The sequence below is a fragment of the Actinomadura sp. NEAU-AAG7 genome (assembly GCF_018603865.1).
GTDB lineage: Bacteria > Actinomycetota > Actinomycetes > Streptosporangiales > Streptosporangiaceae > Spirillospora > Spirillospora litoris.
In genome coordinates this window covers 143,307-169,781 of record NZ_JAHFZY010000005.1, presented here as the reverse complement: position 1 = coordinate 169,781, position 26,475 = coordinate 143,307, and the positions used below count along the sequence as shown (strand labels likewise).

26 protein-coding genes are annotated in these 26,475 nt (G+C 72.2%); 9 read left to right on the top strand and 17 right to left on the bottom strand.

All coding sequences use genetic code 11. The annotated features are described in order from the left end of the window. Nucleotides 1–36: 36 nt before the first annotated feature. On the top strand, nt 37–1,530 hold the full coding sequence (locus KLI87_RS23485) for a GMC family oxidoreductase (RefSeq protein ID WP_214618716.1): 1,494 nt from the start codon (nt 37–39) through the stop codon (nt 1,528–1,530). Here KLI87_RS23485 and KLI87_RS23480 read toward each other — a convergent pair. The 4 genes from KLI87_RS23480 to KLI87_RS23465 all read right to left on the bottom strand — a co-directional run bounded on the left by KLI87_RS23480 (nt 1,514) and on the right by KLI87_RS23465 (nt 4,796). Further along, nucleotides 1,514–2,707 (bottom strand): geranylgeranyl reductase family protein, encoded by a 1,194-nt coding sequence (locus KLI87_RS23480; RefSeq protein ID WP_214618715.1) that lies wholly within the window; start codon nt 2,705–2,707, stop codon nt 1,514–1,516. The two genes, KLI87_RS23485 and KLI87_RS23480, sit on opposite strands and share 17 nt — an antisense overlap. Before the next feature lie 59 nt (nt 2,708–2,766). After that, nucleotides 2,767–3,423, bottom strand: a complete 657-nt coding sequence (locus KLI87_RS23475) for a dienelactone hydrolase family protein (RefSeq protein WP_214618714.1) — start codon at nt 3,421–3,423, stop codon at nt 2,767–2,769. Nucleotides 3,424–3,472: 49 nt separating this feature from the next. Next, nucleotides 3,473–4,381 (bottom strand): PAC2 family protein, encoded by a 909-nt coding sequence (locus KLI87_RS23470; RefSeq protein ID WP_214618713.1) that lies wholly within the window; start codon nt 4,379–4,381, stop codon nt 3,473–3,475. 136 nt (nt 4,382–4,517) lie between these two features. Continuing rightward, a complete protein-coding gene (locus KLI87_RS23465) occupies nt 4,518–4,796 on the bottom strand; it encodes a hypothetical protein (protein WP_156214970.1) in 279 nt (92 codons plus the stop codon). 198 nt (nt 4,797–4,994) lie between these two features. Between KLI87_RS23465 and KLI87_RS23460 the strand changes: the two genes are divergently transcribed. Further along, complete coding sequence (locus tag KLI87_RS23460; RefSeq protein ID WP_214618712.1) at nt 4,995–6,224, top strand: trans-acting enoyl reductase family protein; 1,230 nt, start codon at nt 4,995–4,997, stop codon at nt 6,222–6,224. Here the strand turns inward: KLI87_RS23460 and KLI87_RS23455 are convergent. From KLI87_RS23455 to KLI87_RS23445, 3 genes are all read right to left on the bottom strand, one after another. Further along, on the bottom strand, nt 6,196–7,041 hold the full coding sequence (locus KLI87_RS23455; RefSeq protein WP_156214968.1) for a fumarylacetoacetate hydrolase family protein: 846 nt from the start codon (nt 7,039–7,041) through the stop codon (nt 6,196–6,198). The two genes, KLI87_RS23460 and KLI87_RS23455, sit on opposite strands and share 29 nt — an antisense overlap. Before the next feature lie 28 nt (nt 7,042–7,069). Next, a complete protein-coding gene (locus KLI87_RS23450; protein WP_214618711.1) occupies nt 7,070–8,068 on the bottom strand; it encodes an endo alpha-1,4 polygalactosaminidase in 999 nt (332 codons plus the stop codon). Between the two features lie 182 nt (nt 8,069–8,250). Continuing rightward, nucleotides 8,251–9,030, bottom strand: coding sequence for an IclR family transcriptional regulator (locus KLI87_RS23445; protein WP_156214966.1), 780 nt, complete (start codon nt 9,028–9,030; stop codon nt 8,251–8,253). Between the two features lie 76 nt (nt 9,031–9,106). On the opposite strand from KLI87_RS23445, the gene KLI87_RS23440 reads away from it, so the two are divergent. The 5 genes from KLI87_RS23440 (at nt 9,107) to KLI87_RS23420 (ending at nt 14,195) form a co-directional block, all read left to right on the top strand. Further along, nucleotides 9,107–10,042, top strand: a complete 936-nt coding sequence (locus tag KLI87_RS23440) for a zinc-binding dehydrogenase (protein WP_214618710.1) — start codon at nt 9,107–9,109, stop codon at nt 10,040–10,042. Nucleotides 10,043–10,070: 28 nt separating this feature from the next. Beyond that, the gene (locus KLI87_RS23435) at nt 10,071–10,919 is read left to right on the top strand and encodes an MBL fold metallo-hydrolase (protein ID WP_156214964.1); all 849 of its coding nucleotides are present in this window, start codon (nt 10,071–10,073) and stop codon (nt 10,917–10,919) included. Nucleotides 10,920–10,950: 31 nt separating this feature from the next. Continuing rightward, entirely contained in the window at nt 10,951–11,715 is a 765-nt protein-coding gene (locus KLI87_RS23430; protein ID WP_156214963.1) for an SDR family NAD(P)-dependent oxidoreductase, read from the top strand. A 21-nt stretch (nt 11,716–11,736) separates the two neighbouring features. Then, on the top strand, nt 11,737–13,029 hold the full coding sequence (locus KLI87_RS23425) for an alpha-glucosidase/alpha-galactosidase (RefSeq protein ID WP_214618709.1): 1,293 nt from the start codon (nt 11,737–11,739) through the stop codon (nt 13,027–13,029). A gap of 146 nt (nt 13,030–13,175) precedes the next feature. After that, on the top strand, nt 13,176–14,195 hold the full coding sequence (locus tag KLI87_RS23420; protein WP_214618708.1) for an amidohydrolase family protein: 1,020 nt from the start codon (nt 13,176–13,178) through the stop codon (nt 14,193–14,195). Nucleotides 14,196–14,285: 90 nt separating this feature from the next. Here KLI87_RS23420 and KLI87_RS23415 read toward each other — a convergent pair whose 3' ends face one another. The 9 genes from KLI87_RS23415 to KLI87_RS23375 form a co-directional block, all read right to left on the bottom strand. Further along, nucleotides 14,286–15,149, bottom strand: a complete 864-nt coding sequence (locus tag KLI87_RS23415; protein WP_214618707.1) for a carbohydrate ABC transporter permease — start codon at nt 15,147–15,149, stop codon at nt 14,286–14,288. A gap of 19 nt (nt 15,150–15,168) precedes the next feature. Beyond that, a complete protein-coding gene (locus KLI87_RS23410; RefSeq protein WP_214618706.1) occupies nt 15,169–16,122 on the bottom strand; it encodes a carbohydrate ABC transporter permease in 954 nt (317 codons plus the stop codon). Further along, nucleotides 16,119–17,435, bottom strand: a complete 1,317-nt coding sequence (locus KLI87_RS23405) for an ABC transporter substrate-binding protein (protein WP_156214959.1) — start codon at nt 17,433–17,435, stop codon at nt 16,119–16,121. The genes KLI87_RS23410 and KLI87_RS23405 overlap by 4 nt, the downstream gene beginning before the upstream one ends. A gap of 104 nt (nt 17,436–17,539) precedes the next feature. Continuing rightward, entirely contained in the window at nt 17,540–18,598 is a 1,059-nt protein-coding gene (locus tag KLI87_RS23400; protein WP_156214958.1) for a potassium channel family protein, read from the bottom strand. A gap of 151 nt (nt 18,599–18,749) precedes the next feature. Beyond that, nucleotides 18,750–19,112 (bottom strand): hypothetical protein, encoded by a 363-nt coding sequence (locus KLI87_RS23395; RefSeq protein WP_214618705.1) that lies wholly within the window; start codon nt 19,110–19,112, stop codon nt 18,750–18,752. 210 nt (nt 19,113–19,322) lie between these two features. Beyond that, nucleotides 19,323–19,781 carry a peroxiredoxin gene (locus KLI87_RS23390; RefSeq protein WP_156214956.1) on the bottom strand — a complete coding sequence of 153 codons (459 nt, stop codon included), beginning with the start codon at nt 19,779–19,781 and terminating at the stop codon, nt 19,323–19,325. Nucleotides 19,782–19,926: 145 nt separating this feature from the next. After that, nucleotides 19,927–20,355, bottom strand: coding sequence for a DUF3052 domain-containing protein (locus KLI87_RS23385; RefSeq protein WP_214618704.1), 429 nt, complete (start codon nt 20,353–20,355; stop codon nt 19,927–19,929). 243 nt (nt 20,356–20,598) lie between these two features. Beyond that, nucleotides 20,599–21,006 carry a secondary thiamine-phosphate synthase enzyme YjbQ gene (locus tag KLI87_RS23380; protein ID WP_156214955.1) on the bottom strand — a complete coding sequence of 136 codons (408 nt, stop codon included), beginning with the start codon at nt 21,004–21,006 and terminating at the stop codon, nt 20,599–20,601. Between the two features lie 136 nt (nt 21,007–21,142). Beyond that, a complete protein-coding gene (locus tag KLI87_RS23375) occupies nt 21,143–21,388 on the bottom strand; it encodes a DUF1918 domain-containing protein (RefSeq protein WP_372492397.1) in 246 nt (81 codons plus the stop codon). A gap of 273 nt (nt 21,389–21,661) precedes the next feature. On the opposite strand from KLI87_RS23375, the gene aceE reads away from it, so the two are divergent. After that, complete coding sequence (gene aceE, locus KLI87_RS23370) at nt 21,662–24,451, top strand: pyruvate dehydrogenase (acetyl-transferring), homodimeric type (protein WP_214618703.1); 2,790 nt, start codon at nt 21,662–21,664, stop codon at nt 24,449–24,451. Between the two features lie 73 nt (nt 24,452–24,524). On the opposite strand, the gene KLI87_RS23365 is transcribed toward aceE, so the two are convergent. Further along, complete coding sequence (locus tag KLI87_RS23365) at nt 24,525–24,896, bottom strand: VOC family protein (RefSeq protein WP_156214954.1); 372 nt, start codon at nt 24,894–24,896, stop codon at nt 24,525–24,527. Between the two features lie 194 nt (nt 24,897–25,090). Here KLI87_RS23365 and KLI87_RS23360 point away from each other — a divergent pair, with 194 nt between their 5' ends. Continuing rightward, a complete protein-coding gene (locus tag KLI87_RS23360) occupies nt 25,091–26,326 on the top strand; it encodes a lipase (RefSeq protein ID WP_214618702.1) in 1,236 nt (411 codons plus the stop codon). Nucleotides 26,327–26,475: the final 149 nt, after the last annotated feature.

Here is a 26,475-nt window from a genome sequence, read left to right as displayed (position 1 = left end):
CCGCCCAGCAACGCGGACCCGGAGGGAGGCTGCCCGATGAGCGACGATCAGGCGGATGTGATCGTGGTCGGTGCCGGCTCGGCCGGCTCGGTCGTGGCGCGGCGGCTGGCGGACGCCGGGCTCCGCGTCCTGGTCGTCGAGGCGGGCCCACATCGGGAGGCGCCGGAGGTGGACGACCCGGCCCGCATGCACGAGCTGTGGAACTCGCCGCTGGACTGGGGGTTCCGGACCGTCCCGCAGGAGCACGCGCACGGCCGGAGCCTGCACCTGCCGCGCGGCCACGTCGTCGGCGGGTCGCACGCGCTCAACGCGATGATCTGGGTGCGCGGCAACCCCGCCGACTACGACCGGTGGGCGGCGCTCGGCAACCCCGGCTGGTCGTGGGAGGACGTGCGCCCGGTCTTCGAGCGGATCGACGGCCTCGGCACCGGCGGGCCGGGCGTCCTCGACGTCCTGACCGGCTACCGGCCCGACCCCGTCCAGTGCTCGATCGTGGAGGCCGCGCAGGAGGCCGGGCTGCCGTTCAACCCCGACTACAACCAGGGGGCGTCGCAGGACGGCGTGTCCTTCATGCAGTTCACGATCCGCGGCCACACGCGGCTCACGACGGCCCGCGCGTACCTGGAGCCGGTCCTCGGGAAGGGCGTCACGCTCGTCCCGGACGCGCGGGCCCGGCGGCTGCTGCTGGAGGGCCGCCGCTGCGTGGGCGTCGAGTGGACGCGCGGCGGGCGGCTGGAGCGGGCCCGCGCCGACCAGGTCGTGCTGTGCGGCGGCGCGATCGGGTCGCCGGTGCTGCTGCTGCGCTCGGGGATCGGGGACGCGGACGCGCTCGGCGGCGCGGCCGTCCACCTGCCGGGGGTGGGCCGCAACCTCCAGGACCACTGGCTGGTGCCGGTGATCGCCTCGACGGACCGTGCGCCGACGCTCTCGCGGGGACTCCCCCACACCCAGAGCCACCTGTTCTGGCGGAGCGGGCCGGGGCTGGAGGTGCCCGACCTGCAACCGCTGCACTTCGGCGTCCCCCTCTACGAGCCGTGGATGCACGGCCCGCCGGACGGGCTCTCGCTGATGGCGGGTCTCGTCCGCCCGGAGTCCAAGGGCGAGATCCGGCTGTCCGACGGCGCGGAGCCGCTGATCGACCCGCGCGTGCTGTCGGCGGACGCCGACCTGGACGCGCTGTGCGCCGCCGTCCGGCTCTGCCAGGAGATCATCGCGGCCCCCGCGCTGCGCGAGGGCTGGGGCACCCGCGAGCTGTACCCCGGGCCCCTCGCGGTGGACGAGGCGGGCCTGCGCGACTACGTCCGCGAGTCCGTGGTCACCTACCACCACCAGGCCGGGACCTGCAAGATGGGCGTGGACGACGAGGCTGTCGTCGATCCCGAGCTGCGCGTCCACGGGGTGGAGGGCCTCCGGGTGGCGGACGCGTCGATCATGCCGGACGTGACGACCGGCAACACCAACGCCCCCGCCATCATGATCGGGGAAAGGGCCGCCGACCTGATCTTGGGAGGGGTCAGGACGCCGGGGTGATCCTGGCGAGCGCGGCGGCGAGCCGGTCGGGCGCCCGCCGCCCGCACGGGTCGCCCATCCCGGCCAGGACGGTCACCGCGATCCGCCCGAGCGCCGGGCGCGCCAGCCCGTGCCTGGCCGCCAGCCGCATGACCCACGGATGCTCGATGGCCTGGGCGCACGCGCGGCCGAGCGTGAACGCGCCGCCGTGCGCCGACTTCAGCGCGGCCGGGTACCGGTGCAGCGCCCGCTCGCGCTGCGCGGCCGTCGGGCGGGCCAGCGCGGTCCCGATCGTCTCGGCGGCGAGCCGGGCGGCCTCCAGCGCGTAGGCGATGCCCTCGCCGCTGAACGGGTTGACCATGCCGCCCGAGTCGCCCACGAGCAGGAGCCCCGCGGCGTAGTGCGGCTGGCGGCTGAAGCCCATCGGCAGGGCCGCGCCCCGGACGGGCGTCAGCGCGTGCTCCTCGGTGAGCGCCCGGTCGGCCGGCAGCGACGCCAGCCAGCGGTCGAGGACCCGGCGGCAGTCGGCGCGGGTGTCGCGCAGCAGCGCGATCCCGGCGTTGCACGTCCCGTCGCCCATCCCGAAGATCCACCCGTATCCGGCGGGCGTGACGCCGAGCCGGATCTCCAGGTGGGCGTCGTCATGGCGGGGGCTGCGGTAGTAGCGGCGCGCGGCGGTGCCGATCGGGCGGTCCGGGCGGGGCCGCAGGCCGGTGGCGACCGACAGGCGCGAGGACGCCCCGTCCGCCGCGACGACCAGCCGCGCGTGGTGCTCCCGGCCTCCGGCGACCACGCCCGCGACCTGCCCGGTGCGGTTGCGGAGGGGCGCGGTGACCTTGGTGCCCTCCCGCAGCGTGGCGCCCGCCTTCACGGCCTGCTGGACGAGCAGCTCGTCGAGGTCCCGGCGCGTCCGGGTGAGGCCGAAGGCGGGCAGCGACCCGCCCGGCCAGCCGATCTCCAGGCGGTGGCGCCCGCCGACGAGCCGCAGCCCCGCGGTGCGGAACCAGCCCGGGCCCTCGACGTCGACGCCCAGCGCCACCAGCTCCCGGACGGCGCGGGGCGTGAGCCCGTCCCCGCAGACCTTCTCGCGGGGGAACGTGGTCTTCTCCAGGATGAGCACGTCCAACCCGGCGCGTGCGAGGTGACAAGCCGCGGCGGAGCCCGCGGGCCCCGCGCCAACCACGATGACGTCGGGCATGGACCCATGTTGCCCAAGCGAACGCCCCCAAACCACACCCTGGTTTTCGGTCCGTCCGCTCAGCGCCCCGACGCGCGGCGAAGGTGCAGGTTGAACCACTCGGCGGCCTGGGTGGTGACCTCCTCAAGGGCGCCCGGCTCCTCGAACAGGTGGGTGGCGCCGGAGACGACGTGCAGTTCCGCGCGGCCGTCCAGCCGCTCCTGGGCGCGCCTGTTCAGCTCCAGCACCTCGGGGTCGCGGCCGCCCACGATGAGCAGCACCGGCGCCCGCACCCGCGGCAGCGACGGGCCCGCGAGGTCGGGCCGCCCGCCCCGCGAGACGACCGCCGCGACGTTCGGGCGGGCCGCCGTCGCCGCCAGCGCGGCGGCCGCGCCGGTGCTGGCGCCGAACAGGCCGAGCGGGACGCCGGCGGTGCGCGGCGCCGCCTCCAGGCCCTCCGCCAGCCGGTCGATCGTGCCGATCAGCCGCATCGTCAGCATCTCGATGTCGAAGCGCAGGGCGGCCGTCGCCGCGTCGTGCCGCTCCTCCTGCTCGGTGAGCAGGTCCAGCAGGAGCGTCCCGATGCCCGCCGCGTTCAGGCCGTGCGCGACGGCCCGGTTGCGGGGGCTGTGCCGGGAGCTGCCGCTGCCGTGCGCGAACAGCACCATGCCGGTCGGCTCGTCCGGGATGACGAGGTCGCCGGCCAGCGCGGCGTCGGCCAGCCCGATCGTGATCATCGAGACTCCCCCCTCGGGGGCTCGCCTACCCCGCCGACCGGCGGATATGTCAGGCGGGCGGCTCCGGGCCGTCCTGCTCGGCGAGGAACCGCTCGAACTGGGCGCCGAGCTCCTCGGCGGTCGGCATGTCCTGCGACTCGGCGAGCAGGTTGTCGCGCTCGGCGGCGCCCGCGAACGCGTCGTACTGCTGCTCCAGCGCCCGGACGACCTTCTCGACCTCGTCGTTGCCGTCCACCTGCTCGGCGATGTCGGCGTCGGTGCGGGCGGCGGCCTCGCGCAGCCGCTCGGACGGCAGCGACAGGCCGGTCGCCGCCGCGATCGCCTCCACCGCCGCGACGGCGGCGGCCGGATACGCCGACTGCGCCAGGTAGTGCGGCACGTGGACGGCCAGGCCGACCGCGTCGTGCCCGGCCTCGCCGAGCCGCAGCTCCAGCAGCCCGGCCGCGCTGCCCGGCACCTGCACCTTGTCGAACCAGGAGTTCCGCGTGACCAGCTCGGGCCGCGTCGCGTGCGAGGTCATCCCCACCGGACGGGTGTGCGGCACGCCCATCGGGATGCCGTGCACCCCGACGACCAGCCCCACCCCGAGGCGCTTCACCAGGTGCAGGACGGACGCGGTGAACCCCTCCCACAGCCGGTCGGGCTCGGGGCCCGACAGGAGCAGGAACGGCGTGCCCGCATCGTCCTCGACGAGCCGGACGACCAGCTCCGGCGCGTCGTAGGCGGCCCAGTGGTCGCGGTCGAAGGTCATGCTCGGGCGGCGGGCCCGGTAGTCGATCAGCGAGTCGACGTCGAACCGTGCGACGATGCGGTGCTCCAGCGCCTCCAGCAGGTGCTCGCGGACGAGCTGCCCCGTGGATCCCGCGTCGACGAAGCCGTCGAGGCTGTGCAGCAGCACCGGCCCGGCCAGTTCCGGGACGTCGGTGTCCAGCTCGTACAGGTCCTCAGGGTTAAGCAACTTCTCCCCCACATCGTCATGTCGATGGTGCCAACACTAGGACATGGGACGGCGCTTCCCCGGCCCGTATGTGATCACCGTCGCACCCGGGAAGCGCAGCTCCGGAGAAGCCTTTCCGGCGCCGGACGGCCGCCCGCTACCCGCTCCAGAGCGGGACCGACAGCAGGATCAGGCCGGTGCCGAGCAGCGCCAGCGCCGCGAACCGCCCGGCCTCGTCGGGGACCGTCTCGGTGCCGCCTGGGAGTACATCGTCCGGACCGGCGCCGTCAAGCGCCGCCTCGGCGCTCGCGGCGGTGTCCAGGGCGCCCCCGGGGGCGGGGCGCGCGGCCGGGCGGGGGCGGTGGGCCAGGGCGTGGACGAGCCGTCCGAACAGCAGCAACGCGGCGACGTCCATCGCCACGGCGAGCCCTCGCACGGCACCGTCCCCCCTCGACATGGCCACATTAGGACAGCTCCCGGCGCCGATCCGGGACGTGACCTCGTCACGCGTGGCGCCGGGGCGATCGCGGAACGTGACAGCTGGTCGACATGGCCCATCGACGCGGCGCGGCGCGGGGCGGCCCCGCCGTCCCATGGGTCAGGATCGGGTTTCGGTTACACGAGAGGGGTTCGCATGACCGGCGACCACCCGCACGACCGCCCGCACGAGGGCAAGCGCGACCGGGAGTACGACATCGTCCTGTTCGGCGCGACCGGCTTCACCGGCGCGCTGACCGCCGAGTACCTGGCGGAGCACGCCGACCCCGGGACGCGGTGGGCGCTGGCCGGGCGGAACCGGGCCAGGCTGGAGGCGGTCCGCGACCGGCTGGCCGCGCTGAACCCCGCCTGCGCCGAGCTGCCCCTCCTGCGCGCCGACACCGCCGAGGTCGGCTCGGTCGCGGAGCTGGCGCGGGCGGCGCGGGTCGTCGTCACGACGGTCGGCCCCTACGGCGAGCACGGCGAGCCGCTGGTAGCGGCCTGCGCCCGCGCCGGGACGGACTACGTCGACCTCGCCGGGGAGCCCGCCTTCGTCGACCGCATGTACCTCGCCTACCACGAGGAGGCCGTCCGGAGCGGGGCGCGCCTCGTCCACGCGTGCGGGTTCGACTCGATCCCGGCCGACCTCGGCGCCTACTTCACCGTCAAGCAGCTGCCCGAGGATGTGCCGCTGCGCGTGGAGGCGTTCGTGCGGGCGCGGTTCGACCCGTCCGGGGGCACGGTGCAGTCGATCATCGGGATCGCCGCCGACGTGCCCGGCATGCTGCGTGCCGAACGCGACCGCGGGAAGGCCGAGGCGCGGGCCGAGGCGCGCCGGGAGAGCGCACGGCGGGTCCGCCTCGCGCGCGGCCCGCTGCCGAGGACCCGCGTCACCGGCGGCTGGACGCTGCCGGCGCCGACCATCGACCCGCGGATCGTGGCGCGCTCGGCCAGGACGCTCGACCGGTACGGCCCGGACTTCACCTACGGGCACCACGTCGCCGTCAGGCACCTGGCGGAGGCGGCGGGCATGGCCGCGGGCGCGGGGGCGGTGCTCGCCCTCGCCCAGATCCCGCCGGCGCGGTCGCTGCTGCGGCGCTTCCGCGCGGCCGGCGAGGGGCCGTCGGCGGAGCGCCGCGCCCGCAACTGGTTCCGCGTGACGTTCGTGGGCGAGGGCGGCGGCAGGCGCGTCGTCACCGAGGTCGCGGGCGGCGACCCCGGCTACACCGAGTCCGCCCGCATGCTCGGCGAGTCCGCGCTCTGCCTCGCCCACGACGACCTGCCGGAGACCTCCGGTCAGGTGACCACGGCGGCCGCCATGGGCGACGCGCTGCTCGACCGGCTGACCCGGGCGGGCATCACGTTCCGCGTGTTGGACGCGGGCTGAGCGTGCACTCGTTGCGCAGCACGCCGAGGCCCTCGATCTCGGTCTCCAGCACGTCGCCGGGTTCGAGCCGGATCGGCGGGGTGCGGCTGTCGCCGATGCCCGCCGGCGTCCCGGTGAGGATCACGTCGCCGGGTTCGAGCGTCATGATGCCGCTGATGTAGGAGACGATCTCGTCCGGCGGGAACAGCATGTCGCCGGTCCAGCCGCCCTGCATCTGCTCGCCGCGCAGCTTGCACGACACCACCAGGTCGGCGACGTCGTGCAGCTCGTCGGCGGTGACCAGGGTCGGGCCGAGCGGCGTCGTCGCGTCGAACGTCTTGCCCTGGAGCCACTGGGTGGTCCGGCGCTGGAAGTCGCGGGCGCTGACGTCGTTGGCGACGGTGTACCCGGCGATGGCCGCGCGGGCCTCGGCGTGGTCGGCGTGCGCGACGCTCCGCCCGATGACGATGGCGAGCTCGGCCTCCCAGTCCATCGCGCCGGACGCGGCGGGCAGCACGATCGGGTCGCGGGCGCCGATCAGCGAGTTCGCGAACTTGGCGAACAGCGTCGGGTGCTCGGGGGTGTCCAGGCCGGTCTCGGCGATGTGCCGCTTGTAGTTGAGCCCCACGCAGATGATCTTGCTGGGCCGGGTGACCAGCGGCGCGAGGTCCAGCTCGTCGAAGGGGACGAGCGGTCCGGTCGCGGCGGCGCGGGCGCGCCAGTCCAGGCCGGTGGCCAGCAGCGCGCCCACGTCCGGCGCGTCCAGCGGCGTGACCTGCGTGCCGTCGAGGCGCCCCGCGCGGGTGCCGCCCTCGGTGCGGAAGGTGAGGAGTCGCATGGTTGTTCTTTCGTTCGATCCCGCCGGCTCAGCGGCAGGGGGTGTACGGCTGGTCGGTGAGGAGGTAGTCCTCGCCCTTCTTGATGAAGCCGAAGCGCAGCGACACGGCCTCCCGGCAGAAGGCGAGCGGGTCCGCCCCGCGTGAGGGCTTGTACTCGACGCCGAAGACCGGCTTGCCCGCCGCGATGAACGGCTTCAACCGGTCGCACTCGCGGAACTCCCAGCACTCCTCGTTGATCATGAAGTCGAACGAGGATACGAGCTGGGGGATCTGGCCGAGGTCGTTCTTCAGCCCCGCCGCGAGGCCGTTGCGGTGCGCGATGTCAGCGAGCGCGCGGTTGAACACGAGCTGGCTGTCGGCACTGACCTGCCACCCGGTGACCCCCGCCCCGTCCTCGTGGGCGTTGACGACGTCGAACTCGACGGCGTCGAACCCCGCCTGAACGCATTTGCGGACCCGTGCCTCCTGCATCCCGAGCACGAAGTCGCGCTGCCCCTTGTCGTTGTTGATGTTGGCGTAGCTCTCCTCCGGGAACCCCGGGTAGGGCTTGCCGATCAGCGATCTCCCGTGGGCCTCGTGCCACTCGGCGTACTGCCGGTAGTCGGGGCGGCCCTTCTCCACCGAACCCGAGTCGATGTAGCAGATGGCCTTGGCGCCGCGGGCGTGGATCGCCTTGACGGCGGCCGTGTTCAGCGTCGTGTTGTTCCCGACGACCGAGGCGTCGGCGTACAGGTCGATGTCGAACACCTCGGGGCGCACGCACGCGCCCCCGCCGCCCTTCCCGTCCTCCCCGCCGCCGTTCTCGCCCCCGCCCCCACCGCCACCGACATAGGGCCGCTCGCAGATATCGACGTTGATACCCCCCGTCCCCGGGAACTTGCGATCACCCGAAAGCTGGTACTGCCACCGGCTGCCGACGACCGGCCTCCACGGAGCGTCCTCTTCCTCCTTCTTGGACGACCCCGCCGAACACCCCGCCCCCGCCAGCGCAAGCAGCAGCCCGAGAACCACCACGACCTTCGCCACTTGCTTCTCTTTCCGTATCACGGAATAGGCTTCCATGAAAGGCAACCAGCATGACTCGCCCCCTGTCAACCATCCGGCACACCCCGGACATGCGCCGGGGCACTCCGGTGGCGCCCCACGAGACCCGCCCGGCACCCTCGGGCGCGGCCGCACGGGGCGCCACCGGGCTCACCCCGCCGGACTCACTCGGCCGGGCCGGTGGGTTCGTCCAGCTCGTCGGCGAGGATCGTGCGCACGCGCAGCGCCACCTCGGTCACCCGCGCCTTCGGGAAGCGGTCCTTCGGCGCGGTGACGCTGATCCCGGCGGACGGCGTGGAGCGCCCGAGGAAGACCGGCACCGCCGCGCAGCGCACGCCCTCCTCGTTCTCCTCCATGTCGAGCGCGTACCCGCGCTCCCTGATCTCGGCCATCTCCTCGGCGAGCCGGGCCGGCGAGGTGATCGAGTGCCGGGTGACCGGGCGCAGCTCGTGCGCGGCGGCCCACAGCTTGATCGCCTCGTCGGTCGGGTACGTCCAGGCCAGCAGGGCCTTGCCGACGCCGGTGCAGTGCGCCGGGTTCCGGCCGCCGATCACCGAGGTCATCGTGATCGGGTGGATGGCCTCGACCTTGTCCACGTAGACGATCTCGCCGCCGTCCAGCACGGCCATGTGGGTGGTCTCGTTCAGCTCCTCGCGCAGCCGCAGCAGCACCGGATGGACGAGCGCGCGCAGGTCGATCCGGTCGTAGTAGCGGAACGCCGCCGCGAGCAGCTCGGTGCCGAGGAAGTAGGGACCGTTCGGCTCCGGCTGCGCGGCGAAGCCGCGGTGCCGCAGCGCGCCGAGCAGACGGTGCAGGGAGCTGCGCGGGATGCCGGAGCGGACCGCGAGGTCCTCCAGCGTGACGCCGCGCCCGCTCTCGGAGAGCAGCTGGATGATGCGCAGCGCCCTGTCCACGCTGCCCACCGGTGACTCGTTCTTCGCCATGCGACCCTCTCCCCTAGGTTTCCGCTATACGGAATGCTAGCCCACGATACGGATGGCTGCTACATTCACGGCTGTGATGAAGGCACTCGTTTTCACCGCGCCGAGCGTGGTGGAACTGCATGACATCGACGAACCGTCCGTGAAATCCGATGAGATCCTCGTCGAGGTGGCCGCCGCCGGCATCTGCGGCAGTGAGCTGCACGGCGTGCGCACCCCCGGCTTCCGAACCCCACCGCTCGTGATGGGCCACGAGTTCGCCGGGACGACCCCCGACGGCCGGCGCGTCGTGGTGAACCCCATTCTCTCCTGCGGAGACTGCGATCTGTGTACGCGGGGACGCGGCAACCTGTGCCGCCGCCGCGCGCTGATCGGCGTGCACCGCCCGGGTGGGTTCGCCGAGCGGGTCGCGGTGCCGGCCTCCTCGGTCCACGCGCTCCCGGACGGATTCTCCTGGACGGCCGCCGGCCTGGTCGAGCCGATCGCCTACGCGGTCCACTCGTGGAACGTGGCAGCGGTCCCGGAGGGCGCGCGCGTCGGTGTCATCGGCTGCGGGACGATCGGCCTGCTGTGCGTGCAGCTCGCGCGGCTGCGCGGCGCCGCGTCCGTGGTCGCCGCCGACCTGTCCGAGCGGCGCGCGGCGATCGCCGGACGGCTCGGCGCCGACGCCACCGGCCCGTCCCTGCGCGGCGAGTTCGACGTGGTCTTCGACGCGGTCGGGCTGCCGACCACCCGCGCCGACGCGCTGAACCGGCTGGCGCCCGGCGGGGTCGCGGTGGCGCTCGGGCTGGCGAGCGCCGATCCCGGGTTCGACGCGAACGACCTCGTCCGCACCGAGAAGCGGCTGCTCGGCTCGTTCGGCTACACCCCCGGCGAGTTCGGCGCGGCCGTGGACCTCGCCGCACAATGGGACCTGAGCTGGGTGAACACCTTCCCGCTGAGCGACGGCGCCCGGGTCTTCACCGACCTGATGAACGGCGGCACGGAGCCGGTCAAGGCCCTCCTCGCGCCATGACCAGTCAGTAGCAGAAGAGGAGTCGTCGATGGGGATCAGTGAGGGCTTCCGGGAGCTGGCCGTCCCGCCCGGGATGGTCGGCGTCTGCGCGCTCGGGCAGGCCGGGTTCCTGCTGAAGGGCGCGAACGGCACGGTCGTCGCCGTCGACCCCTACCTGTCGGACCGGCTGGCCGCCGACTCGGAGTTCGGCCCGCCCGGACGCTGGGCCCGCCGGTTCCCGCCGCCGTTCGGCCCCGCCGAGCTGGACGCCGACGTCGTGCTCGTCACCCACGAGCACGCCGACCACTTCGACCCGCACACGCTCGGCCCCGCGCTCGCGCGCCGCCCGTTCACGGTGGTGGCGCCGCCCGTCCTGCGGCCGGACGCGGAGGCGCTCGGCGCGCGGTTCGTCCCGGCGCTGGCGGGCGAGCCGCTGGAGGTCGCTGGCGTCCGCGTCCATCCCGTCCCGGCGGCGCACTCCCCCGAGTACACCGGGCCGCTCTGCTACGACGTGATGGTGCAGGACGGCGCGCACCGCTTCCTCGGCTACGTCGTCGAACTCGACCCGGGCGTGACCGTCTACCACGCGGGCGACACCGTCCTGCACCCCGAGATCGACCGGGCGCTCGCGGGCCTGCGGCCCCGGGTCGCGCTGCTTCCGGTCAACGGCCGCGACCGGATCCGCGAGGAGCTGGGGATCGTCGGCAACCTGACCGTCCGGGAGGCCGCGCACCTGGCCGCCGGCGCCGACGCGCGCTGGCTGCTGCCGAGCCACCACGACCTGTTCGCGGTCAACGCCGAGTCGGTGACGACGTTCGTCGACGTCCTGGACCGGGGGTTCCCCGACCAGGAGTACCTCGTGCCGAAGGTCGGCCGCCCGGTCGTGCTCGGCATATGAACAGGCATCCGGGGTCGGAGCGGGGAGGGGCATGACGATGCGCGGGCTGTCCGGAAAGAACGTCCTGATCTCGGGGGGCACCAGCGGGATCGGGGAGGCCGCCGCGCGGCGGTTCCTGGAGGAGGGCGCGCGGGTGTTCGTCTGCGGCCTCGACCGGGTGGAGGACGTCGTCGCCGCCCTGTCCCCGCTCGGCAAGATCAGCGGGACGACCTGCGACGTCAGCCACGAGGACGACGTCGAGCGGCTGGTCGCCGAGGCGACCGCCGCGCTCGGCGGCGTCGACGTGCTGATCAACAACGCCGGGACGGGCTGGCGCGAGCCGTTCCTGGAGATCACCCCCGAGCACTGGGACACGATCATGGCCGTCAACCTGCGCGGCATGTTCCTGGTCGGGCAGGCGGTGAGCCGGCTCATGGTGCGCGCGGGGACGCGCGGCTCGATCGTCAACATGTCCTCCACCAACGGCCTCGGGGGCGAGGAGGACTACGCGCACTACAACGCGTCCAAGGGCGGGGTGCTGCTGCTGACCAAGACCATGGCGGTGGAGCTCGGGCGGCACGGCATCCGCGTCAACGCCGTCTGCCCCGGCTACATCAGCACCCCGCTCAACGCCGGGATCGAGGCCGACCTCGGCCCGGACTTCGTCGCCGCCTACCAGCGCGACCACATTCCCCTCGGACGCGCCGGGCAGGCCGCCGAGGTCGCCGCCGCCTACGCCTTCCTCGCCTCCGACGACGCCTCGTTCGTGCACGGAGCCGAACTGGTCATCGACGGCGGCCAACTCGCGATCATGTAAGGGACACCGGTAAGGGACACCATGGCACGCATCGTCTTCATCGGCGCGGGAAGCGTCGAGTTCACCAAGAACGTCCTGTCGGACATCCTCACGCTGCCCGGGCTCGGCGCGTCCACGCTCGTCCTGCACGACATCGACGCCGAGCGGCTCGGCACGGCCGAGACGATGGCGAACTGGATGGTGGCCCACCTCGGGCTGCCCGCCAAGGTCGAGGCGCACACCGACCGGCGCGCGGCCGTGGACGGCGCCGACTACGTGATCAACGAGATCGCGGTCGGCGGGTTCGAGGCGACCAAGATCGACTTCGAGGTGCCGGCCCGGCACGGCGTCCGGCAGACGATCGCCGACACGCTCGGGATCGGCGGGATCTTCCGCGCGCTGCGCACGATCCCGGTGATGGTCGCGCTGGGTGACGACCTCGCCGAGCTGGCGCCGGACGCGCTGCTGCTCAACTACACCAACCCGATGACGATGATCCCGCGGTCGGTCTGGGACGGGACGCCGTTCAAGAACGTGGTGGGCATCTGCCACTCCGTCCGCGACACGCAGGAGCGGCTCGCGAACCTCGTCGGCGTCCCGGTCGACGAGGTCGGGTTCGTCACCGCCGGCGTCAACCACCAGGCGTTCGTGCTGAAGTTCGAGCACGAGGGCCGGGACCTGTACCCGCGGCTCGCCGAGGTCGTCGAGGCCGACCCGAAGCTGCGGGCGACGGTCCGCGCGGAGGTGTTCACGCGCTTCGGGCACTTCCCGACCGAGTCCTCGGTGCACGGCTCGGAGTACCTGCCCTGGTTCCTGCGCCACGACGACCAGGTCGAGCACTTCGGCGTGCAGATCGGCGCCTACCTGGAGTGGTCGCGGGAGAACCTCGACTCCTACGCCGAGACGCGCCGCCGCCTCGCCGCGGGCGAGGGCGTGGAGGTCGAGCCGATGTCGGAGCTGGCCTCGGAGATCATCCACTCGATCGAGACCGGCACCCGGCGGATCGTGCACGGCAACGTCCGCAACGACGGCCTGATCTCCAATCTCCCGCCGGACGCCTGCGTGGAGGTGCCCTGCGTCGTGGACCGCTCGGGTGTGAACCCGACCCGGATCGGCGCGATGCCGCCGCAGCTCGCCGCCCTCAACCGCACGTTCCTGAACGTCGGGGACCTGACCGTCCGGGCCGCGCTGGAGGGGCGGCGCGACCACGTCCACCAGGCGGCGGCGCTCGACCCGAACACCGCCGCGACCCTGACCCTCCCCCAGATCCACGACCTGGTGGAGGACATGATCGACGCCCACGGCGACTCCCTCCCCGAGGGCATCCGCCGCTGACCGACGGAGTTTCGCAAGGCCCGTGGCGGGCCGCCGCCATGGACGCCGTTCATGGCGGCGGCCCGCCGCCCTTTTCGCATCGAGCTTGTCGCACGGAGTTTGTTGCACGGAGCCCTTTGCACGGAGCCCTTTCACGGAGGTGGAGCATGGAGCTGAGCGAGTACCGGCCCCGGACGCGGTTGCGGGTCGAGGAGTCGCACGTCCCCCGGGCGGCGGTGCCGGCGATCGACGCGCACAACCATCTCGGCCGGTGGCTGACCGGCGACTGGACGATCCCGGACGTGAAGTCCCTGCTCGCGCTGATGGACGCGTGCGGCGTCGAGGCGATCGTCAACCTCGACGGCCGCTGGGACGCCGAACTGGAGGCCAACCTCGACCGCTACGACCGCGCGTACCCGGACCGCTTCCTGACGTTCTGCCACGTCGACTGGACGCGGCTCGGGCGTCCGGGCGCCCTGGCGGAGAGCCTGCGCAAGTCGGTGGCGGCGGGCGCGCGCGGGCTGAAGGTCTGGAAGGACCTCGGCCTGCACATCCGGGACGACTCGGGCCGGCTCGTCCTGCCCGACGACCCGCGGCTCGGGGAGCTGTGGGACGCCGCCGCCGACCTCGGCGTGCCCGTCTGGATCCACACCGCCGACCCGATCGCGTTCTTCGACCCGATCGACGAGCGCAACGAGCGGTACGAGCAGCTGCTCGCCCACCCCGACTGGTCGTTCGCCGACGAGGAGCGCTTCCCCCGCTTCGACTGGCTCATGGACTCGCTGGAGGCGCTGGTCGCCGCGCACCCGCGGACGACCTTCGTCGCCGTCCACGCGGGCTGCCAGGCCGAGGACCTCGGACGCGTCGGCCGCATGCTCGCCGCCTACCCCAACCTGAACATCGACATCGCCGCCCGCATCGCCGAACTCGGGCGGCAGCCGCGGGCGACCCGCGACCTCATCCTGCGCTTCCCCGACCGGGTGCTGTTCGGCACCGACGAGTTCCCGCCGTCCGCCGACCTCTACGCGACCCACTTCCGGTTCCTGGAGACGCTGGACGAGCACTTCCCGCACTCCGACGACGACCCGCCGCTGATGGGCCGCTGGCGCATCAGCGGCCTCGGCCTGCCCGAGGACGTTCTGGCGCGCGTCTACGCGTCCAACGCCGCCCGCGTCCTGGGCCTCTGAGAAGGGCCCTGGGCGCCCGCCTGACGGAGGAGCGGGCGCCCGGGGCCTTTCGCCTCGCCTTCGGCTCGCTTTCGGCTCGCCGTGTACGGCCTACCCCTTGACCGCGCCCGCCAGCGCCTGCACGAAGCGGCGCTGCCCGATGATGAACACGGCCAGCACGGGGACGGTGGTGAGCACCGTCCCGGCCATGATCTTCGGCCAGTCCGCGCGGTGCTGCCCCTGGAAGGTGGCGAGGCCCGCCTGCACCGTGTACTTGTCCTCGGAGGAGATCGCCACCAGCGGCCAGAACAGATCGTTCCAGGCGTAGATGAACGTGATCACCGCGAGCGCCGCGAGGGCCGGCCGCGCGACCGGCAGCACGACCCGGAAGAACACCCCGAACCGGGAGCAGCCGTCGATCCGGGCCGCCTCCTCCAGCTCGCGCGGGAAGTTCTGGAAGAACGAGGTCATCAGGTACACCCCGAGCGCCGACGCGAGCTGCGGCACGATCAGCGCGGCGAGCGTGTTGATCAGGTGCAGCCGGTGGAAGATCAGGAAGGTCGGGATCACGGTGAGCTGGAACGGGATCAGCGTCGTCGCGATGACCAGGACCAGCGCGACCCTGCGTCCGGAGAAGCGCAGCCGGGCGAACGCGTAGCCCGCCATGCTGCACAGCACGACCTGCGAGAGCACGATCGCGGCCGAGACGAGCACGCTGTTGAGGAACCAGCGCGGGAACTGCGAGTCCGACAGCAGCTCCTGGTAACCCGACAGGTCAACGCCCGGCGGGTACAGCGGCGGCGGGTACCGGTTGATCTGCGCCCGGGTCATGACGGACGCGCCCAGCATGTAGACGAACGGCAGCACCATCAGGATCGACAGCGGCGCCAGCACGAGGTGCCGCGCGTCGGGCATCTTCCAGCGCCGCGCCCCCGGCTTGCCGGTCGGGGCGGTGCCCGCGGGCGTCGCGGTCATCGGCGCCCCCTCATCTCGTTCACAGCAGGAACCCCTTCCGACGTCCGAACAGCAGGCCGATGACGATGGCGACCAGGCTGCCCGCGAACAGCGCGTAGGCGACCGCCGCGCCGTAGCCCGCGGTGAAGTACTCGAAGGCGAGCTGCCAGACGTAGTAGACGATCGTGATCGTGGAGTTGACCGGCCCGCCCTTGGTCGAGGTCAGCAGCAGGTCGAAGAACTGGAGGCAGTCGATCAGCCCCCAGACGGCGAGGAACAGCGAGATCGGCCGGACGGAGGGGATGATGATGTGCCGGAACGTCCGCCAGCGTCCGGCGCCGTCGATCGCGGCGGCCTCCAGCACCTCCGGCGAGATGTCCTGGAGCGCCGCCAGGTAGATCACGACGTTGAACCCGAACTGCGTCCAGACGAAGATCCCGGTGATCACGAACATCGCCTGGGACGGGTCGTCCAGGAACCCCTGCGCGGGCAGCCCCGCCCTCGTGATCAGGCCGTTGACCGCGCCGAAGTCCTTGTCGAACACGAAGGCCATCAGCAGGCCCTCGGCGGCGGCCGAGGCGACGAACGGGACGAGGAAGCACGCCCGGTAGAACGCGATGCCCCGGATCGGCTTGTTCAGCAGCAGCGCGACGACGAGCCCGAGCAGCAGCGACGCCGGGATGTACAGGGCGGTGAGCTCCAGCGTGTTGCGGATCGACTTCCAGAAGACCGGGTCGTCGGCGAGCGTCCGGTAGTTGTCGAGCCCGACGCCCTGCCCCTCGGTGACGAGGTCGGAGTCGGTCATCGACAGCCGCAGCGCCCAGCCCATCGGCAGCAGCGAGAACCCGAGGACGAGCAGCGTGGACGGCCCGGCGAACGACCAGCCCGTGGCCTGGTCGGCCAGGCCGCGCCGGCCGCCCCGGCCGCGCCGCCGCGGCGCCCGGCCCGGCGGGTCGCGCCGCTCGGTCTTCTTCGCGACGACGGCCGCGCTCACTGGCCGGGCACCTTCAGCAGCGCGTCGGACTTGTTCGCGGCGTCGTTCAGCGCGCTCTGCGGGTCGGATTTCCCGAGCAGCGCGGCGGCGATCGCCTGCGCGACGAACCCGGACACCCGCGGGTACTTGGAGATCACCGGCCGGATCTGCTTGGCGTTGGCGAGGTTCTCGGTGACGACGTCCACGCCCGGATACTTCTTCACGTACTCCTTGTAGCCCGGCAGGCTTGTGATCGACTTGCGGGTCGGCAGCGACCCGGTGTCGGTCATCCAGACGAGCTGCTGCTCGGGCTTGGTGAGCCAGGTGAGGAACTCGACGGCGGCCTTGACCCGGCGCGAGCCGTGGTCGAAGACGGCCCAGTTGTCCATGCCGGAGACCGTCTGGTGGTCGCCGTTCGTCCCGGGCATCGGAGCGATCCCGTAGTCGACCTTCGCGGCCTGGACGTCGGGCAGCACCCACGGGCCCGCCAGGAACATCCCGAGGCGGCCCGACTCGAACAGCTTCTGCCCCTTCTCGGCCGGGCTCGTGTCCACGTAGACCGACTTGTCCTGGAGCGTCATCTGCTGGACCAGGGTGAGCGCCTGCACGCCCGCCGGGGAGTTGAAGGCGGCCTTCTTCTCGTCCTTGGAGAGGATCGACCCGCCGTGCTGCCACAGCAGCGGCCACAGCAGCCAGGTGGTCTCCTCACCGCCGCTGACCGCCCACGTCGTCCCGTAGGTCTTGTCCTTGGCGTTGGTGAGCTTGCGCGCCATCTCCCGGAAGTCGTTCCAGCTCCAGGTGGGCGAGGGCGGTTTGAGGCCGGCGTCGGCCAGCAGCTTCTTGTTGTACAGGACGGTCAGGTCGTCGGCCGCGGACGGGAAGCCGATCACCTTTCCGTTGACCGTCGCCGTCGCCCGGCTGTTCGGCCAGAAGTCGTCCCAGTTGAGGTCGGACTCGCCGATGTACTTCTTCAGGTTCGGCACCTTCGGGCTCCGCGCGAGCGCCGCGCCCCACGAGCCGTACATGTAGGCGACGTCGGGGAAGGTGCCGGCGGCGAACGCCGCGGTGACCTTGGGCAGCATCGTGTCCGCCGTCGCGCCGCCGGAGTCGGTCTTGACCTTGATGCCCGGGTGCGACTTGTTGAACGAGTCGACCAGCTTCTCCATCGACTTGGCCGCGAGGTCGTCCTGGCCGTGCCAGAGCGTGAGCTCGACGGGGCCTCCTCCGGAGTCCCCGTCCCCGGACGAGCAGGCAGCGGCGGTGGTCGCGAGGAGCACCGCGGCGACGATCGGCATGAGGTTCTTCAACGGGGATCCCTCCGTCAGCTCACGCATCCGCACTTTCCGTCATACGGAACGCTATTCCAGCATGCGGCAAAAGCTAGCAGCCAGTTTCCACGCAGGTCAAGGGTGCGCGAGGCCCGTGACGCCCGGTGTGGTCAGAGTTCGTGCCAGGGGATTTCGGGACGGGACTCGGCGACGACGGCGAGCGACTGGCCGCCGCGGACCGTCTCGTCCGGCCGCGCCGCGAGCCGGAACCGGGCGTTCGGCCGGTGGGACTCGCCCACCGCCAGCAGCGTGCAGCCGCGCCTGAGGAAGTCGATCGCCAGGTCCAGGCGCGGCCACTCCCCCGCGCCCTCGGGGACGTCGAGGCGGTAGAGCGTCGAGTCCGCGTCCAGCGTGCTGGCCAGGTTGTGGTAGATCGACGCGACGCCCGGGTTGCGGACGGCGACGGCGACGACGGCGGGGTCGTCGATGTCGACGGGTTCGATGTCCGGGCCGATCAGGCCCAGCGCCTCGGTGATCTCGGCGCGGCGGCCGCCGTCGTGCACGCCCGCCAGCAGGTGGACGCCCGCGGCGTCGTGCCGCCGCAGGTGGGCGACCACCTGGAGCATGACCCGGACGGTCTCGTCGTCGGTGTGGCCGACCACGACGACCGTGCGGGCCTCGTGCAGGCAGGCGCGCTCGAACGCGGTGCCGTCGAAGGCGACCACGTCGTACAGGTCGGGGTCGGGGTTCTCGCCGGCCAGCTCGTCCGGCCAGAAGATCGTGACGACCTTCGCGCCCGCGAACTCGGGGTCGCCGTGCAGCTGCCCGATGATGGCGCGCAGGCCGTCACGGTCGTAGCCGACGGTCACGATGTGCCGCCGCAGGTACAGCCGTGCATGGCCGTTGGCCCTCATCGTCCTCCCCTTCGCCATCCACAGCGTCAGCTCGGCGAACAGCACGAGCCCGGCGGTCGCCCCCGCCATGATCACGATCGCGCCGCCGATCCGGCCGCCGGCGGAGGTCGGGAACAGGTCCCCGTAGCCGGTGGTGGTGCCGCTGACGAAGAAGTACCAGAGGTACTCGTGCGGCTTCTTGATCTTGGCACCGGGCTCCTCGAACACGGCGATCAGCAGCCAGCCGGTCACCAGCGCCACCGCCATCACCAGCGCGGGCGCGCGCCAGGAGCGCGCGACTACGTGGTGGGCGAGCCGCCCGGGCAAGATCGGCATCCGCGCAGCGTGACAGCAGGAGAATCCCCACGTCAAGAGACGTTCTGCCCCGGAGAATGAGGATCGCGCGGGTTGACCGGAGATGGACGGTCTCACGCCCCGTGACCGGACACGGCCACCGGGCCCCGGGCCAGGCCCCGCGCCGGGGCCGTCAGCTCGACGGGCGGCGCTTCAGGACGCGGTTCAGCGCCGCCGCCACCTCTTCCGACAGCCTGCCGTCGCGCTCCGGCTCGGGCGGGGCATCGCCCGGCGGGGCGCCCGAGCGCACCCGGCCGCCGGAGGGGCGGTCGGCGGCGCGGACGTGGCCGCAGTCGCGGCACTCCACCTCGCCCAGCCTGCACACCAGCGCGGACGAGCCGCAGCCCGCGCAGCGGTCGAGATCGGCGGCCCAGTCGTGGGCGGTCTGGCAGCCGGGGCAGATCAGCACCTGACGGTCGGCCCGGACACCGCGCTTCCACGGGCTCGCGCCGCGCACCGGGTCGGTCTGCCGCGCCCCGCAGCGGAAGCAGGGCATCACCCCTCCAGAGGTGCGGGGGCCGGTACCGGAGGGCCGGCACCGGCCCGGTTTCTTGTGGGAGACGGCCCCGCGGCCTCCCGGGACGGTCTGGTTCCCTGTGGGGACGGCCCCCACACCCCCCGGGACGGCCCGGTTTCCGGTGGGGAGACGACGGCCAGACCCCCGGAACGACCTGATCTGCTGGGGCCCCGGAACGGCCTTCCGGGCTCAGAGCGCGGCGAGCGCCTCGCGGTACTCGCCGATGTCGCGCGCGTCCGGGACGGCGTTGACGACCTTCCAGCGGACGACGCCCTCGGTGTCGATGACGAACGTGCCGCGCGTGGCGATGCCCCGCTCCTCGTCGAACACCCCGTAGCGCTGCGCCGTGCCGCCGTGCGGCCAGAAGTCCGACAGCAGCGGGAACGTGTACTTCTCCTGCTCGCTCCAGGCGCGCAGGGCGAACACCGAGTCCACCGAGACCGCCAGCACCTGGACGCCGTCGCCGCCCAGCGTGTGCAGCTCGTCCCGGATCTGGCACAGCTCGCCCGTGCACACGCCGCTGAACGCCAGCGGGTAGAACACCAGGACGACGTTGGACTCACCGCGGAAGCCCGACAGCTTCACCGGTGCGCCGTGCTGGTCCTTCAGCTCGAAGTCGGGTGCGACGTCGCCTACCTCGACCGCCATGCCTCTCCCGCGGTTCGCCCCCGCCGGACACGGGGGAATCGGTCGTCCCCACGGCCGTGGAGACGGACCCAGTCTGCCACCCGGACACGGCGACTCGCGGACCGGCGGGCGATCTGCTCCGGCCGGTCTGTGCGGGGCCCTCGGCCTACTTCTTGACCTTGGGTGCGACCAGGCGCGTCCCCGACCACTCCTTGGCGGCGCTGGTGCTGCTCGTCTGGGACAGCCCGGCGGTCTGGGCGGCCTCGCCGATGTCGCTCGGCTCCACGTGGCCCTCGCGGCCCGCCTTGGGCGTCAGCAGCCAGATGTTGCCGCCGCTGGTCAGCGGGAACATGGCGTCGGTCAGCGCCTCGAACAGGTCGCCGTCCTCCTCGCGCCACCACAGCAGCACGATGTCGACCACGTCCTCGTAGTCCTCGTCGACCAGCTCGCTCCCCGTGACGGCCTCGACGGAGCGGCGCAGCTCCTCGTCGACGTCGTCGTCGTAGCCGATCTCCTGCACCACCTGGCCCGCCTTCAGGCCGAGCCGTTCGGCCAGGCTGCGCTCAGACTGCGCCTGACCCGCGGTCGCGCTCACGAAAGTCCTCCCATGGTCGTCAAATCCGCACGGTGCCTTGTGCACGGTGCAACTCCGGCCCCCCGGGACGGGTGGCCCGCCCACACCAGTGCGGTGTTTGCGGGACAGTCCACACAAGTGGGGGCCCCTCGCGCAAGTGTCTTCCCGGCTTTTGGTCGCCTCATTGGCACGAATACGGAGGCGGCCGTCATCGGACGCCCACAGAGGGTGACATTCCACGCTCATCCCTTAAACAATCCACGCCTATCCCTTTAGCAGCGACAACCTGACCTGACGGTCGGGATTGTCCAGGTTGAGATCGACCAGCGCCACCGACTGCCACGTCCCGAGGGCGAGCCGCCCGTCCAGGACGGGGACGGTCGCGAACGGCGCGACGAACGCGGGCATCACATGGGATCTGCCATGCCCACGTGAGCCGTGGGCATGCCTCCAGCGGTCGTCGGCGGGCAGCAGGTCGGCGAGGGCGGCGAGCAGGTCGTCGTCGCTGCCCGCGCCGAGTTCGATGATCGCCACTCCGGCGGTCGCGTGCGGGACGAAGACGTGCAGCAGCCCGTCCCCGCCCTGCGCGGCGGCGAACCGCCCGCACTCGGCGGTGATGTCGTGCACGGCCTCCCGCGTACCGGTGGTCACCCGGACCACGGTGCTCTCCATGATCACTGGTGTACCCGATCCGCGGCGCGAAATCCCCCGGACGCGCTCCGCCGCGCGGCCTGGGCACGGCCGGGGCGCGGCCTGGGCACGCCCGCGGGCGCGCGCGGCGCCGGCGCGGCCGGGGGGCGCCCCAGGGTCAGCCGGGCAGGCCCTCCGCGGGCGCGCGGCCCTCGACGACCGCGTCCGGCCCCGGGTACACGAGGGTCTCGTGGCCGTCGTCGAAGCGGACGAGGTAGGGCGGCCCGCCGTCGGGCCCGCGCACCTCGATGATCTCGCCCTGCCGGTCGGTCTGGCCGACCACGTTGCCGTGGACGTGCAGCCGGTCTCCGATGTTCGCGTTCATGTCTCCCCCAAGCTCGCCGTCCCGGATGAGACGGGACATTTCGGGCATGGTCCTGTTGTCTCCACCTTCATACGTCCGGGGCGCGGCGTCGAGAGGCATCCGGCGACGGCCTCGGGCGATCGGCCCTCAGGGGGTCCGGTACCCCGGTTGACCGGGGAGAATGGGTTACCGAACGGTAGAGATGCGTTAGCCGCCGTAACCGGCGACGATGGATCACAACCGAGGCGACCAACGAGTCATACCGGGGGCCCGGTCGCCGGACGTGGCGGCCAGGGCCTCACCAGCACAGACGGCAAGCGCAGAGGGGACCCCGTGGCTTCCGGACGTCAACGCTTTTCGATCATCAGCGACGGCCTGCCGAGCCAGCTTCCGGACATCAACCCGGACGAGACCCGGGAGTGGCTGGAATCGCTGGACACGGTCATCAAGACCGAGGGCCGCGGCAGGGCCCGCTACGTGATGCTCAGGCTCCTGGAACGGGCCCGCGAGCTGCAGGTCGGCGTGCCCGGCCTGCGCAGCACCGACTTCATCAACACGATCCCGCCGGAGTCGGAGCCCTGGTTCCCCGGCGACGAGCACGTGGAGCGGCGCATCCGCGCCTACATCCGATGGAACGCGGCGATCATGGTCTCCCGGGCGAACCGCCCGGAGCTGGGCGTCGGCGGGCACATCGCCACCTACGCCTCCGCCGCGTCCCTGTACGAGGTCGGCTTCAACCACTTCTTCCGCGGCAAGGACCACGGCGAGTCGGGCGACCAGGTCTTCATCCAGGGCCACGCCGCCCCCGGCATCTACGCCCGCGCCTACCTTGAGGGGCGCCTGCCCGGCGACAAGCTCGACGGCTTCCGGCAGGAGCACTCGCACCCGGGCGGCGGCCTGTCCTCCTACCCCCACCCGCGGCTCATGCCGGACTTCTGGGAGTTCCCCACGGTGTCCATGGGCCTGACCGCGATCGACTCGGTCTACCAGGCCCGGTTCAACCGCTACCTCTACAACCGCAAGATCAAGGACACGTCCCGCTCGCACGTGTGGGCGTTCCTCGGCGACGGCGAGATGGGCGAGCCGGAGTCGCTCGGCGCGATCGGCCTGGCCGCCCGCGAGGAGCTCGACAACCTCACCTTCGTCGTCAACTGCAACCTCCAGCAGCTCGACGGCCCGGTCCGCGGCAACGGCAAGATCATCCAGGAGCTGGAGTCGTTCTTCCGGGGCGCCGGCTGGAACGTCATCAAGGTCATCTGGGGCCGCGACTGGGACCCGCTGCTCGCCCAGGACGTCGACGGCGTGCTGGTCAACCAGATGAACACCACGCCCGACGGCCAGTTCCAGACCTTCACGGTCGAGTCCGGCGAGTACATCCGGGAGAAGTTCTTCGGCGCCGACCCCCGGCTGCGCAAGATCGTCCAGCATCTGGACGACGATGACCTGCGCAAGCTCTCGCGCGGCGGGCACGACTACCGCAAGGTCTACGCCGCGTTCAAGGCGGCCCGCGAGCACGTCGGGCAGCCGACCGTGATCCTCGCGCACACGATCAAGGGCTGGACGCTCGGCTCCGACTTCGAGGCCCGCAACGCCACCCACCAGATGAAGAAGCTCACCAAGGCCGAGCTGAAGGAGTTCCGGGACCGGCTCTACCTCGACATCCCCGACTCGGCCCTCGAAGCGCCCCTGCCGCCCTACTACCACCCCGGCGAGGACTCCGACGAGATCCAGTACATGCGCGAGCGCCGCGCCGCGCTCGGCGGGTTCCTGCCGAAGCGGGTCGTGCGCGCCAAGCCGCTGAAGCTCCCCGGCGACCCCGTCTACGCGGTGCTGAAGAAGGGCTCGGGCAAGCAGAACGTCGCGACGACGATGGCGTTCGTCCGGCTGCTGAAGGACCTGATCAAGGACGAGAACATCGGCGCCCGGTTCGTCCCGATCGCCCCGGACGAGTACCGCACGTTCGGGATGGACTCGCTGTTCCCCACGTCCAAGATCTACTCGCCGCACGGGCAGACCTACGACGCGGTCGACCGCAAGCTCCTGCTCTCCTACAAGGAGTCCGACCAGGGGCAGATGCTGCACGAGGGCATCAGCGAGGCGGGCTCGATGGCCTCCACGATCGCGGCGGGCACGTCCTACGCCACCCACGGCGAGCACATGATCCCCGTCTACATCTTCTACTCGATGTTCGGGTTCCAGCGGACCGGCGACCAGATGTGGGCCCTCGGCGACCAGATGGGCCGGGGCTTCCTGCTCGGCGCCACCGCCGGGCGCACCACGCTGACCGGCGAGGGCCTCCAGCACGCCGACGGCCACTCCCCGCTGATCGCCGCGACGAACCCGGCCTGCGTCCACTACGACCCGACCTGGTCGTTCGAGCTGGCCCACATCGTCCAGGACGCGCTGCGCCGCATGTACGGCTCGTCCGAGGAGCACCCGAACGGCGAGGACGTCTTCTACTACCTCACCGTCTACAACGAGCCCTACCAGCAGCCCGCCGAGCCCGACTCGGTCGACGTCGAGGGACTCCTCAAGGGCCTGTACCACTACAAGGCCGCGCCGGACGTCGCGTCCGGCAACGGCCAGGCGCCGCGCGCGCAGATCCTCGCCTCCGGCGTCGGCGGCCGCTGGGCCCTGGAGGCGCAGCGCCTCCTCGCCGAGGACTGGGGCGTCGCCGCCGACGTCTGGTCGGCCACCTCGTGGAACGAGTTGGCCCGCGAGGCCCGCGCGTGCGACGAGTGGAACCTGCTGAACCCCGACGACGAGCAGCGCGTCCCCTACGTCACCCAGACCCTCGACAACGTCGCCGGGCCGATCGTCGCGGTGTCGGACTTCACCCGGGCCGTACCCGACCAGATCGCCCCCTGGGTCCGCGGGGACTACTCCTCGCTCGGCACCGACGGCTACGGCTTCTCCGACACCCGCGCCGCAGCGCGCCGCTTCTTCCACGTGGACGCGGCCTCGATCGTCCTCGCCGTGCTGACCCGGCTGGCCAGGGGCGGCGAGATCAAGCCGGAGACCCTCTCCCAGGCCATCGACCGCTACCGCCTGAACGCGCAGGTCAGCGACGTGTTCGCGGGCGGCGTCGGCAGCGCGGAGAGCAACACCGGCGGCGACGCCTAACCGCTCTCAGGGCGGGCGGAACCGAGATCGCGGAGGTGTAGGCCGCGACCCCGGCCCGCCCGCCCTTTTTTCGTCAGGGGGCGGGCCGGAAAACCCCGAAGCGGTTGCCGGACGGGTCCTCCAGGTAGGCGAACCGGAGCCCCGACACCGTCGTCACCGGCGGTTCGGCGACCTTGCCGCCCGCCAGCTCGGTGCTGACGCAGGTCGCGTCCACGTCCTCGACGAGCACCAGGAACATGGCGTGGTTGTCGGCCGCGTCGGCGTGGTGGAAGATCCCGCCCTTGGGGGCGTCGTCTCCCGGGTAGCTGATCAGGTCGTAACCGTCCTCGTCCGGATCGATGGCGAACCGCCACCCGAAGAGGTCGCCGTAGAAACGCCGAGCGTCCTCCGGAGCATGGGTACCCACCTGGAACCACGTCACGGTGTTGAACGCGGGAACTGCCATCTCGTGTCCTCCTCGATCGCTGTGGGAGCCAGCATCGGAGGGTCGGGCGACAGCCCCCTGTCGGGGTTTCCGGACGAATTCTTATAGAGGAGTCCGCAGGCCGCCCCTGGGGCGGCTCAGGGATGTCCCCGGTTCGACCCCGAGATCGTTGACAACGCCTGTTCTCGCCACCGGCGGGGTGCGAGCGTCGGGGGATGATCTCTCAATCTCCTGTGCCGTCCGGTCCGAAGCGCCGATCCGTCCTGGTCGCGGCGGGCGCCGCGGGCCTGCTCCTCGCCATCGCGGAACCGGCCGCGGCGACCGTGCGCGGGGAACGTGTGCGGTTGTGCCTGCCTGGGCCGAGCGGTCCGCGGCGGATCGGGACGACGTCCCTGCACCTGGTCGACCGTTCCCGGCAGGACCCGTGGACCGCGCCCGCGCCGCGCGAGCTGATGATCAGCCTGTGGTATCCGACCCTGAGCGGCGACGCGCACCGGCGTGCGCCATGGCTCACCTCGGCGGGGGCGTCGCTCTACCTGGAGCAGGCCGGCGAAGACCTCCAGACACCGTTGGACGGCGTCGTCCTCCCGATGGCGCACGCGGGCCTCGGTGCCCCCGTCAACGCGCGGGGACGCGGTAATCCGGTGGTGCTCTTCTCCCCCGGCCACGGTTCGATGCGCGCGATGGGCACCGCCCTGGTCGAGGACCTCGCCAGCCGCGGATACGTGGTCGCCGCCATCGACCACACCTACGACTCCCAGTTCGTGGAGTTCCCCGGCGGCAGGCTGGAACTGAAGCGGGATCCGACAGGTTCCCCCGAGGAGGAGATCGCCAGGGCGGCGAAGGTACGGCTGGAGGACACCCGGTTCGTCCTGGGCCGACTCGCGGCCCTGAACGCCGGGCGGAATCCCGACGCCGAGGGGCGGGAGCTGCCGAACGGTCTCCAGGGCTCCATGGATCTTTCGAGGATCGGCATGTTCGGTCACTCGCTCGGCGGCGCGACGGCCGCGGACATCATGGCGGAGGATTCGCGGGTCCTGGCGGGAGCCGACCTGGACGGCACCATTCCGGGCAGCGTCGCCGACACCGGTCTCGACCGCCCCTTCCTGCTGATGAGCAACGCCACCCATGGCCGCGACAATGATCCGAGCTGGGAGAATTTCTGGTCGCACCTGCGCGGCTGGCGCCGTGAACTGCGGCTGCGCGACTCCGGGCACCAGACCTACACCGACCTGTCCCCGCTCGGTCAGCAACTGATGCGGGCGCTCCCGCTCCCGCCCCCGGTCGCCGCCCGCCTGACCGAGTGGATCGGCACGATCGACGCCGGACGGGCCGTCGCCGCCGAGCGCGCCTACCTGGGCGCCTTCTTCGACCTCCACCTGCGCCACCGCGACGACCACCTGCTGTCCGGGCCGTCTCCGCGGTACCCCGAGATCCAGTTCGTGCCGTAACCCTCGACTCCTTTTGATCCACTTTGGGGGTCGACAGGGGGGCGGGGCGGTGGTTCGGTAGAGCTAAACGATCTTGGATCGGAGGGCCCGTGGGAGCTGTTTCGCGGCGTGGGTTTCTGGGGTTCGGCGGGGCGGCGGCAGCCGCTCTG